10 protein-coding genes are annotated in these 11733 nt (G+C 64.2%); all 10 read left to right on the forward strand.

Going from position 1 to position 11733, the window contains the following annotated elements:
- Positions 1-3 precede the first annotated feature (3 nt).
- Positions 4-1407 (forward strand): UDP-N-acetylmuramoyl-L-alanine--D-glutamate ligase, encoded by a 1404-nt coding sequence (gene murD, locus NKH12_RS23410; RefSeq protein WP_352955315.1) that lies wholly within the window; start codon positions 4-6, stop codon positions 1405-1407.
- Positions 1407-2558: a putative lipid II flippase FtsW gene (gene ftsW / locus NKH12_RS23415; RefSeq protein WP_352955316.1), complete on the forward strand. Its 1152-nt coding sequence runs from the start codon at positions 1407-1409 to the stop codon at positions 2556-2558. The genes murD and ftsW overlap by 1 nt, the downstream gene beginning before the upstream one ends.
- A gap of 1 nt (position 2559) precedes the next feature.
- Positions 2560-3687, forward strand: coding sequence for an undecaprenyldiphospho-muramoylpentapeptide beta-N-acetylglucosaminyltransferase (murG, locus tag NKH12_RS23420; RefSeq protein ID WP_352955317.1), 1128 nt, complete (start codon positions 2560-2562; stop codon positions 3685-3687).
- Complete coding sequence (gene murC / locus NKH12_RS23425) at positions 3684-5090, forward strand: UDP-N-acetylmuramate--L-alanine ligase (RefSeq protein WP_352955318.1); 1407 nt, start codon at positions 3684-3686, stop codon at positions 5088-5090. Before murG ends, murC begins: the two co-directional genes overlap by 4 nt.
- Positions 5087-6052, forward strand: coding sequence for a UDP-N-acetylmuramate dehydrogenase (murB, locus tag NKH12_RS23430; RefSeq protein WP_352955319.1), 966 nt, complete (start codon positions 5087-5089; stop codon positions 6050-6052). Before murC ends, murB begins: the two co-directional genes overlap by 4 nt.
- 303 nt (positions 6053-6355) lie before the next feature.
- Positions 6356-7282, forward strand: a complete 927-nt coding sequence (locus tag NKH12_RS23435) for a D-alanine--D-alanine ligase (RefSeq protein WP_352955320.1) — start codon at positions 6356-6358, stop codon at positions 7280-7282.
- Positions 7270-8211, forward strand: a complete 942-nt coding sequence (locus NKH12_RS23440; RefSeq protein ID WP_352955321.1) for a cell division protein FtsQ/DivIB — start codon at positions 7270-7272, stop codon at positions 8209-8211. The genes NKH12_RS23435 and NKH12_RS23440 overlap by 13 nt, the downstream gene beginning before the upstream one ends.
- On the forward strand, positions 8208-9515 hold the full coding sequence (gene ftsA / locus NKH12_RS23445) for a cell division protein FtsA (RefSeq protein WP_065010306.1): 1308 nt from the start codon (positions 8208-8210) through the stop codon (positions 9513-9515). The genes NKH12_RS23440 and ftsA overlap by 4 nt, the downstream gene beginning before the upstream one ends.
- Positions 9516-9583: 68 nt before the next feature.
- Positions 9584-11248, forward strand: a complete 1665-nt coding sequence (gene ftsZ / locus NKH12_RS23450) for a cell division protein FtsZ (RefSeq protein WP_352955322.1) — start codon at positions 9584-9586, stop codon at positions 11246-11248.
- A 269-nt stretch (positions 11249-11517) separates the two neighbouring features.
- The coding region (locus NKH12_RS23455) for a UDP-3-O-acyl-N-acetylglucosamine deacetylase (RefSeq protein ID WP_352955323.1) at positions 11518-11733 on the forward strand (216 nt) is incomplete at its 3' end.

Genomic DNA, 11733 nt, shown 5'->3' on the forward strand with positions numbered 1-11733 from the left:
CGCTTGATCCCCGCCGCATCTTTCGCAGGCAAGCGCGTTTCGCTCTTCGGGCTCGGCGGCTCGGGGATCGCCACTGCGCGCGCGTTGATCGAGGGCGGGGCGGACGTGCTCGCCTGGGACGACAACCCCGGCAGTGTCGCCAATGCCGCGGCCGTCGGTATCGCGACCGGCGACCTGCGCGGCGCCGACTGGGCGAAGTTCTCGGCCTTCGTGCTGTCGCCCGGCGTGCCGCTGACGCATCCGAAGCCGCACTGGACAGTGGAGCTGGCACGCGCTTCAGGCGTCGAGATCATTGGCGACATCGAGCTGTTCTGCCGGCAGCGCACCTTGCTGGCGCCGGCAGCACCCTTCATCGCCATCACTGGCACGAACGGCAAATCGACGACCACGGCGCTGACGGCGCACATCCTGAAATCGGCCGGACGCGACACGCAGATGGGCGGCAATATCGGCCGCGCGGTGATGACGCTCGATCCGCTGGGGCCGGGGCGGCACTATGTCGTGGAATGCTCGTCCTACCAGATAGACTTGGCGCCCTCGATCAATCCGACCGCCGGCGTCCTGCTCAATCTGACGCCCGATCATCTCGACCGTCATGGCACGATGCAGCACTACGCCGCGATCAAGGAGCGGCTGGCGGCCGGCAGCGAGACGGCAATCGTCGGTGTCGACGATTCCTGGTGCGCCCAGCTCGCCGACCGGCTGGAACGGGCAGGCCGGCATGTCATCCGCATTTCCAAGCGCCTGCCGCTGACCGACGGCTATTTTGCCGACGGCACCAATCTGATGGAGGCGGAGCATGGCCGTTACAGCCGCGTTGCCTTTCTCGAAGGCATCGGCTCGCTGCGCGGCCAGCACAATGCGCAGAATGCGTTGGCCGCTATCGCCGCCTGCCTCAAGGTCGGGCTCGAGCTGGGCGAGATCCAGTCAGGGCTGGAGAGCTTTCCCGGGCTGGCGCACCGTATGGAGCAGGTCGGCCGCAAGGGCCATGTGCTGTTCATCAACGATTCCAAGGCGACCAACGCCGATGCGGCAGCGCCCGCGCTGTCCAGCTTTCCGCGCATCTACTGGATCGCCGGCGGTTTGCCGAAAGAGGGTGGCATCGAGCCGTTGCGCGGCCTCTTTCCGCGCATCGCCAAGGCCTATCTGATCGGTGAGGCCGCACCAGTCTTCTCGGCGACGCTCGGCGAGGCGGTACCATACGAGATCTCCGGTACGCTGGCCGCAGCAGTCGAGCATGCCGCAAGCGACGCGGCCAGGGATGATGACAACGGCGAGGTGGTGGTGCTGCTTTCGCCGGCCTGCGCCAGTTTCGACCAGTTCAAGAATTTCGAACTGCGCGGCGAAGCCTTCAGGCAAGCTGCGAGCACTATTGATGGCGTGAAGCTCATCGGAGGGGCACGATAATGCAAAGCCGTCTCGACAAAAGCCCGGTCGCCACCTGGTGGTGGACGGTCGATCGCTGGTTCCTGGCTGCGTTCCTGTCGCTGATGGGACTCGGCATCGTACTGTCTTTCGCGGCAAGCCCGGCGGTGGCCCAGCGCATCGGCCTGGACAGTTTCCACTTCGCCACACGGCAGATCATCTTCACCATTCCCGCACTTGGCGTGATGCTGGCCGTCTCCTTCCTGGAATCGCGGCAGATCAGACGCATGGCCCTGGCGATGCTGTGCATCATGCTGGTGCTGATGGTGGCGGTGCTCTACATCGGCGTCGAGGTGAAGGGCGCGCGGCGCTGGGTGTCGCTCGCCGGCGTGTCGATCCAGCCGTCGGAATTCCTGAAGCCGGCCTTCGTCGTCATCTGCGCCTGGCTGTTTGCCGAACACAAGCGCCAGCCCGATATTCCAGGCAATCTGTTCGCCATGCTGCTTCTGGCCCTCGTCATTTCGCTGCTGGTGGCGCAGCCTGATTTCGGCCAGACAATGCTGGTGCTCGGCACCTGGGGGGTGATGTTCTTCATGGCCGGGCTGCCATGGCTGTGGATCATCGCGCTGGGTGCTGCCGGCATCGGCGGCGTGTTCGCCGCCTATACGGTGTTCCCGCATGTCGCCGGCCGCATCGATCGCTTCATGACCGGCGAGGGCGATACGTTCCAGGTCGACATGGGCCGCGATGCGCTGATCAATGGCGGCTGGTTCGGCGTCGGACCGGGCGAGGGCACCGTCAAGCGGGTCATACCCGACAGCCATGCCGATTTCGTCTTCTCGGTGGCCGGCGAGGAGTTCGGACTGATCATGTGCTTCTTCATCATGACCATCTTCGCCTTCATCGTGCTGCGCGGCCTCAGCACCGCGCTCAAGGAGCAGGACGATTTCACACGCTATGCAGTTGGCGGCCTGGTCACGGTTTTCGGTCTGCAATCGGTCATCAACATGGCCGTCAATCTGCAGCTGATGCCGGCGAAGGGCATGACCTTGCCGTTCATCTCCTATGGTGGCTCCTCGCAGATCGCCATCGCAATCTCGATGGGCATGGTGCTGGCGCTGACCCGCAAGCGGCCCGAAAAGCGCAAGCAGTTGGGCTTCGCACCATCGCAGCGCGCCATGCCGGCGGAGTGAAATGTCGAAGGGCGCGATCCTTCTCGCGGCCGGCGGCACGGGCGGGCACCTCTTCCCGGCCGAGGCGCTGGCGCACGAGCTGATCAGGCGCGGCTGGACGGTGCATCTCGCCACCGATGCTCGTGCCGAACGTTTTGCCGGCCAGTTTCCGGCCGCAGGCATCCATCCGATCCAGTCGGCGACCATCGGCTCGAAAAATCCCTTCGCCGTGCTCGCCGCCTTCTGGAAAATCTGGGGTGGCGTGCGGCAGGCATCCGCCGTGATCGGCCGGATCAAGCCAGCCGGCGTGGTCGGTTTCGGCGGCTATCCGACGCTGCCGCCGCTCTATGCGGCGACGCGGCGCAAAGTGCCGACGATGATCCACGAGCAGAACGCGGTGATGGGGCGCGCCAACCGGGCGCTCGCCGGCCGCGTCGATGCCATCGCTGGCGGGTTCTTGCCGGAAGATTCAAGCGCTGCCGGCGCCAAGACGGTGACGACGGGCAACCCGGTCAGGCCGCAAGTGCTTGAGGCGGCAAAGACGCCCTATGCGGCGTCGATTGGGAACCAGCCGTTCCGGTTCCTGGTGTTCGGCGGCAGCCAGGGCGCACAGTTCTTTTCCGACGCAATGCCAGCGGCGGTAACACAGCTTTCCGACGCACAACGCAAGCGCCTGTTGATCACGCAGCAGGCCCGCGCCGACGACGTCGAGCGGGTGAAGGCGGCCTATGCCGCCCTTGGCGTGCAGGCTGAGGTATCGCCCTTCTTCACCGACATGGCGGCGCGCATGGCTGCGGCGCATCTGGTGATGTCGCGGTCCGGCGCATCGACCGTATCGGAAATCGCGGTGGTCGGTCGGCCGGCCCTGCTGGTGCCCTATCCGCACGCGCTCGACCACGACCAGGCGGCCAATGCCGCGGCATTGGCCGCGGCAGGCGGCGCCGAAGTTCATCCGCAATCCACGCTATCGTCCGAGCGCATCGCTGCGCTCATCGGCGCGTTGATGGACGATACGAAGCGGCTGACCACAATGGCAGCGGCGGCGAAATCGGCCGGAAAACCGGACGCGGCACGGTTGCTCGCCGATCTGACAGAGGCTATTGCGTCGAAGAAAAGCGTATCGGAATTCAGGAAGGAGACGCACGCATGAAGATGCCGCAGACGATCGGCCTCGTGCATTTCATCGGCATCGGCGGCATCGGCATGAGCGGCATAGCCGAGGTGCTGCACAATCTCGGCTACAAGGTGCAAGGGTCCGACCAGGCCGACAGCGCCAATGTGCAACGGCTGCGCGACAAGGGCATCGAGTGCTTTGTCGGTCATCATGCCGACAATATCGGCGATGCCGAGGTGGTTGTCGTCTCGACGGCGATCAAGAAATCCAATCCGGAGCTGAAGGCGGCGCGCGAGAAACTGCTTCCCATCGTCCGTCGCGCCGAGATGCTGGCCGAACTGATGCGCTTCCGGCAGGCGGTGGCCATCGGCGGCACGCATGGCAAGACGACGACGACCTCGATGGTGGCGACGCTGCTCGAAGCCGGCGGGCTCGATCCGACCGTGATCAATGGCGGCATCATCAATGCCTACGGCACCAACGCCCGCATGGGCGACGGCGAATGGATGGTGGTCGAAGCCGATGAGAGCGACGGCACCTTCCTGAAGCTGCCGGCCGAGATCGCGGTCGTCACCAACATAGATCCGGAGCATCTCGACCATTACGGTTCGTTCGACAAGGTGCGCGAGGCCTTTCGCCAGTTTGTCGAGAACGTGCCATTCTATGGCTTCGGCGTCATGTGCACCGACCATCCGGAGGTGCAGGCGCTGGTCAGCCGCATCGAGGACCGGCGCGTCATCACCTATGGCGAGAACGCGCAGGCCGACGTGCGTTTCACCAATCACCGCATGGACGGCCCAATCTCGGAATTCGACGTGGTAATCCGCGACCGCAAGACGCGCGGCCAGTCGACCATATCAGGCCTGCGCCTGCCGATGCCCGGCCGTCACAATGTCTCCAATGCCACGGCGGCGATCGCCGTCGCGCATGAGCTCGGCCTTTCGGCCGAGGCGATCAGGAAGGGCCTGTCGTCCTTCGCCGGCGTCAAGCGGCGCTTTACCCGTACCGGTTCGTGGAACGGCGTCGATATATTCGACGATTACGGCCACCATCCGGTCGAGATCGCGGCGGTGCTGAGGGCGGCGCGCGACGCCACCAAGGGCCGCGTCATCGCCATTGCCCAGCCGCACCGCTTCACCCGACTGCATGATCTGTTCGACGAGTTTTCCGTCTGCTTCAACGATGCCGACACGGTGATGGTGGCGCCGGTCTATGCGGCAGGCGAAGAGCCGATCGACGGGGTAACGTCCGAGGCATTGGTGTCGCGCATCCGCTCCGGCGGCCATCGCGACGCGCGCTACATCGAAGGCCCCGCGGCGATTGCGCCGGTTATCCGCGATCTGGCGAAACCAGGCGATTTCATCGTCTTCCTCGGCGCCGGCAACATCACGCAATGGGCTTACGCGCTGCCCAGGGAACTCGGCGGTACCGCCTCATGACGCGCGGCCAGGCATTGATCGACAAGCTTGGCGGCCGGCTTGCCGGCCTGCGCGGCCGCATCACGCCCAATGCCGAGATGGACAAGATCACCTGGTTTCGCGCCGGCGGACTGGCCGACGCGCTGTTCCAGCCGGCCGACGAGGACGATCTCGCCGCGTTCCTGAGAGCGGTGCCCGAGGAGATACCGCTGACCGTCGTCGGCATCGGCTCGAACCTGCTTGTCCGCGACGGCGGTATTGCGGGTTTCGTCATCCGGCTTTCGGCCAAGGGCTTTGGCGAGGCCGAAGTGATTGCGCCGACCACAATCAAGGCGGGCGCCGCCACGCCCGACAAGCGCCTTGCCGCTGTCGCCTATCAGGCTGGTATAGGCGGCTTTGAATTTTACCACGGCATTCCGGGTGCCATCGGTGGTGCGCTGCGGATGAACGCCGGCGCCAGTGGCGTCGAGACGCGCGAGCGCGTCGTCGAGGTGCGGGCGCTCGACCGCAAGGGCAATGTGCATACGCTGAGCAACGCCGATATGGGCTACGCCTATCGCCATTCGGCAGCACCTGCCGGGCTGATCTTCACATCGGCTGTGTTCGAAGGGGTTTTGGCAGACAAGGCCGCAATCCAGGCGGCGATGGACGCCGTCCAGCATCATCGCGAGACCGTGCAGCCGATCCGGGAAAAGACCGGCGGCTCGACCTTCAAGAATCCGGAGGGCACCTCGGCCTGGAAGGAGATCGACAGGGCTGGTTGTCGGGGGCTGATGATCGGCGGCGCTCAGATGTCGCCGATGCATTGCAACTTCATGATCAACACGGGAACCGCGACCGGCTACGACCTCGAATATCTCGGCGAGACGGTGCGCGCGCGCGTGCTCGAAAGGTCGGGCATCCGGCTGCATTGGGAAATTAAGCGCATCGGCAATTTCCGGCCGGGGCACGAGGTCCAGGAATTCCTCGGACAGTTGCTATAAAGACTCACAACACAGTTTTCGCTGCCGTTTTTGCGGAAAGTGAATCTCTCGGAATCGTAATGACTTGCCAGCGATTCAACTCTCTGATTCTCTGCCCTGAAGCGTTTCCTGATTTGAGTCGTTTCGACGCGTCACCAGCGTTTTTCCGTCAGGGGGCAGCCTGCCGGGAGATCCGGGGACTCGATGCTGCGGAAATCATGGGAGCAGGGACTGCTCCGAGCGTTTGAGTGTACGGCCCTTTCCGGGGCATGTGAGGTGCAGACCCGCCGTGAGAGGGCCCGCCGTGAGAGGGAATGACGGGAGATGAAAAGCAAGCACGTGGCCGTCCTTCTGGGTGGATTCTCGTCCGAGCGGCCCGTGTCTTTGTCTTCGGGGAAAGCCTGTGCTGATGCGCTCGAGGAGGAAGGCTACCAGGTCACTCGCGTCGACGTCTCGCGCGATGTTGGTTCTGTGCTCGCCGAGCTCAAGCCTGATGTTGTCTTTAACGCGCTGCACGGCCCTTTCGGCGAGGACGGCACCATCCAGGGCATCCTCGAATACCTTGCCATCCCATACACCCATTCCGGCGTGCTCGGCTCGGCGCTTGCCATGAACAAGGAGCAAGCCAAGAAGATCGCCAAGTCCGTCGGCATCCCGGTTGCCGAATCGAAGGTGGTCAATCGCTTCGCCATCCAGAACAAGCACCCGATGAAGCCGCCCTATGTCGTCAAGCCGGTCAACGAGGGGTCGAGCTTCGGCGTCGTCATCGTGCACGAAGGGCAGTCGCATCCGCCGCAGGTCATCGGTTCGTCGGACTGGAAGTATGGCGATACCGTCATGGTGGAGCGCTATATACACGGGCGGGAGTTGACCTGCGCGGTGATGGGCGATGTGGCGCTCGGCGTCTGCGAGATCATCCCGACCGGCCATTCCTTCTACGACTATGATTCAAAATACGTTGCGGGCGGATCAAAACACGAATGCCCTGCAAAAATTTCACCGAATATTTACCAAAAAATACAGACACTGACGCTCAAGGCTCACCAAGCTATCGGCTGCCGGGGCGTTTCCCGGTCGGACTTCCGTTATGATGATCGACACTCCGAGAACGGCGAAGTTGTCTGGCTCGAGATCAACACTCAGCCGGGCATGACGCCGACATCCTTGGTGCCTGAAATCGCCGCGCAGGCGGGACACTCGTTCGGCGATTTGTTGAGTTGGATGGTGGAGGACGCTTCGTGTCTGCGTTGAAGTGGGGACAGGGCAAGGGGAAGGGCGCAGCCGGGCCGACGCTGTTCGGTGTGTCGTTGTCGTTCGACCACTTCGTGCTGCCGCGTCTGCTTCGCCGGCCGGCGCGCGTGCTGGCGCGCCTGGGCGAGGACGATTTCGAGGTGCCGCCGTTTTCCGCAGCCATGCTGTCGGCGGCGCTGCTCGTATCGGGCAGTGCCTATGGCGCCTATCTCGGCGGACATGTCGACGGTATCGTCCAGGGCATCACCGCCCGCACCGGCTTTGCCGTCGACCAGATCAAGGTCGTCGGCAACCGCGCAACTTCTGAGATCGACATTCTCGACAGGATGCAGCTCGATGGCTGGACGTCGCTGATCGGCTTCGATGCCGAAGCCGCGCGGAGCCGCATCGCCACGCTGCCCTGGGTCGAGGTTGCCGCGGTGCGCAAGGTCTATCCGCACACGCTGGAGGTGCGCATCGAGGAGCGTGAGCCTTTTGCGCTCTGGCAGCAGGGCAGCGAGCTTTCCCTCATCGAGCGGTCCGGCGCCGTGATCGCGCCATTCTCCGGCGGCAAGCAGTCGCTGCTGCCGCTGATTGTCGGCACCGGCGCGCCGGCCAAGGCGCCGGATTTCCTGGCCAGGATCAAGAAATACCCAGAGCTTGCCGCACGCATCAAAGGCTATATCCGCATCGGCGAACGGCGCTGGGACCTGAAGCTGGAAAACGGCATCACGATCAAGCTTCCCGAGGATGGCGAGGACCAGGCGATCGCCGATCTGGCCAGGATGGACCAAGAGAACGGGCTGCTGACGCGCGATATCGCCGCCGTCGACATGCGCCTTTCCGATCGCCTCGTCGTCCAGTTGACGCCCGAGGCGGCGACGCAGCGTCAGGCCGCGCTCAATGAAAAGCCGAAAATACCGAAGCGCAAGCCGGAGACGAAGATATGAGCTGGCTTGGCGGCAACAGCGATGCCTCGTCGCGCCGGTCCGGCATCATGACGGTGCTGGATGTCGGCTCGAGCAAGGTCTGCTGCGTGGTGGCCAAGCTCAAGCCGCGCGAGGACGGCATGCTGCTGCGCGGGCGCTCGCATCGCATCCAGGTGATCGGCATCGGCCACCAGAAATCGCAAGGCGTGAAATCGGGTGTCGTTATCGATCTCGACAGGGCCGAGCACGCCATCCGCCTTGCCGTCGATGCCGCCGAGCGCATGGCCGGCCTGACCGTCGATTCGCTGATCGTCAACATGACGGCCGGCCGGCTGAAGAGCGAAAGCTTCTCGGCAACCATCAACCTCGGTGGCCATGAGGCCGACGAGGCTGATATCAAACGCGTGCTTGCCGCCGGCGCCAAGCAGGCGCTGCGGGCCGAGCGCGAGGTGATCCATTCGCTTCCCGTCGGCTTTTCACTGGACGCCGAGCGCGGCGTGCGTGACCCGCGCGGCATGGTTGGCGACCAGCTCGGCGTCGACATGCACGTGCTGACGGGTGATGCGGCACCGTTGCGCAATCTGGAGCTTTGCATCAACCGTTCGCACCTCTCGGTCGAGCGCATGGTGGCGACGCCCTATGCCAGTGGGCTTGCCGCACTCGTCGACGACGAACTCGAAATGGGCGCGGCCTGCATCGACATGGGCGGCGGCACCACGACGATCTCGGTGTTTTCGGAAGGCAAGTTCGTTCATGGCGACGCCATCGCCATCGGCGGCAATCACGTCACACTCGATATGGCCAAGGGCCTGTCGACCTCGCTCGACGCCGCCGAGAGGCTGAAAGTGATGCATGGCTCGGCGCTGCCCGGCAGTGCCGACGATCGCGACCTGGTCTCGATACAGCCGATCGGCGAGGATGGCGAGGTGCCGCTGCAGATACCGCGTTCGGTGATGACGCGCATCATCCGGGCGCGCATCGACGAGACGCTCGAACTGTTGCGCGACCGGCTGAACAGGTCCGGCTACGGCAACGCCGTCGGCAAGCGCGTCGTGCTGACTGGCGGTGCCAGCCAGCTTTCCGGCCTGCCCGAGGCGGCGCGCCGCATTCTCGGACGCAATGTGCGCATCGGCCGCCCGCTCGGTGTAGCGGGCCTGCCCGAGGCGGCCAAGGGGCCGGCTTTCTCGACGCCGGTCGGGCTTCTGATCTATCCGCAGATGGCGAATTTCGAGAGCCATCCGGCGAAAGGAATTTCCGGTCTCAGGATGACTGGAACAGGCGGAAAACTGCATCGAATGAGTCAGTGGTTGAGAGACAGTTTTTAAAATTGACGGGGACAGCCCCATAGGCGGCCGCAGCGGCGAAGCGGCGGGAAAGGCAAAGGACGGAGACAATGACCATCAATCTGCAAAAGCCGGACATCACCGAGCTGAAGCCGCGCATCACCGTGTTCGGTGTTGGCGGTGGCGGCGGCAATGCCGTCAACAATATGATCACCGCTGGCTTGCGCGGCGTCGAGTTCGTGGTCGCCAATACCGACGCGCAGGCGCTGACCATGTCCAAGTCGGACCGCCTGATCCAGCTCGGCGCGCATGTCACCGAGGGCCTGGGTGCGGGATCGCAGCCGGAAGTCGGGCGCGCGGCGGCGGAGGAATGCATCGACGAGATCGTCGATCATCTCTCCAACACCCATATGTGCTTCGTCACTGCCGGCATGGGCGGCGGCACCGGCACGGGGGCGGCGCCGGTTGTTGCACGTGCTGCGCGTGAGAAGGGGATCCTCACCGTCGGCGTCGTCACCAAGCCGTTCCATTTCGAGGGGCAGCGCCGCATGAAGACGGCGGATCTGGGCATCGAGGAATTGCAGAAATGCGTCGATACCCTCATCGTCATCCCCAACCAGAACCTGTTCCGGCTGGCCAATGACAAGACGACCTTCGCCGACGCTTTCGCCATGGCCGACCAGGTGCTCTATTCCGGCGTGGCCTGCATCACCGACCTGATGGTCAAGGAAGGGCTGATTAACCTCGACTTCGCCGACGTCCGCTCGGTCATGCGCGAGATGGGCAAGGCGATGATGGGGACCGGCGAAGCTTCCGGCGAGGGCCGCGCCATGGCCGCCGCCGAAGCCGCGATCGCCAACCCGCTGCTCGACGAGACCTCGATGAAGGGCGCCAAGGGCCTGTTGATCTCGATCACAGGCGGCCGCGACCTGACCCTGTTCGAAGTCGATGAGGCGGCGACCCGCATTCGCGAGGAGGTCGACCAGGAGGCCAACATCATTCTGGGTGCGACGTTCGACGAGGACCTCGAAGGCGTCATTCGCGTCTCGGTGGTCGCCACCGGCATCGACAAATCGGCGGCCGAAATCGCCGCCGCGCCGATCGCCATCCGCACGGCTCCGCCAAAGCCGGTCAGCCGCCCGGCCGCTCCGGTCACGGAAAACCGTCCGGCGCCTGTCCAGCAGGCGGGCTACGAGCCACGCGCCGTCGATCCTGTAGCAGAGGCGATCCATCTCGCCGAGGCGAATGCCGCGGCGATGGCGCGTCCCGCGCCGGCTGCCCATGCGGAAGATTTCCGTCCGCAAAGCAAGATCTTCCAGGCGCCGCCGGCCCAGCCGCAGCCGATGGTACAGCCAATGGTTCAGCAGGTGATGCAGCCTGCCCCGCAGCGTGAAGTGCTTCAGCCGGCAGCCGCAGCGCCCCAGCGCATGCCGCGCGTCGAGGACTTTCCGCCGGTGGTTAAAGCCGAGGTGGAAGCCAAAAGCCGTCCGGCCGACCACGAGAACAGCGGACCGATGGGACTGCTCAAGCGCCTGACGAACGGCCTTACCCGCCGCGAAGAAGAGCCCGCACGACTGCAGCCGGCGCAGCCGCGCGAGCCGAAACTGCGCCAGGCGGCACCCGAAGTGCGCCGCCTTGCCAGCCAGGATCCGCAGCTTTACGCGCCACGCCGCGGCCAGTTGGACGACCAGGGCCGGCTGACGCCGCAGAGCAGGGCTGTCCAGGAAGACGATCAGCTGGAGATTCCGGCATTCCTGCGCCGCCAGGCCAACTGACCTGTTAACGGTCCGTAACAGTTAACAGGCAGACAAGAAATTGTTTGCCTGTTAATGTTAAAAGCGCTTGTAAAACAGGGAGTTACGAGACCGTATCCGCTTCGGATGGCGGTTACAGAGAGTAAGAAACCGTGATTTGGAGACTTCCTGCTGGACCACTATCTTCGCCGCGATCAATTCGGTTTGCTGGGATTCGGGGAAGTGGCCCTGCCTGCCGATCAAAGAGCCGCGCCCTTGGGCTAATGAAGCGGACGTAGGCGGTTTGGGCTATGGGGTTTGTATTGCACGACTATCAAACGACACTTAAATCGCGTGCGACGCTGACCGGCACCGGCGTTCACAGCGGCAATTCCGTTACCGTTCATTTCCTGCCGGCGGACGCTGATACGGGTGTCGTGTTCCAGCTTTCGAATGGAAGCGAGGGCCGGGAGTTCCGTGCGCTCGTTTCCGAGGTCGGCGCCACCGATCTCTGCACCATGCTCGGC

The organism is Mesorhizobium sp. M1322 (genome assembly GCF_040318085.1).
GTDB lineage: Bacteria > Pseudomonadota > Alphaproteobacteria > Rhizobiales > Rhizobiaceae > Mesorhizobium.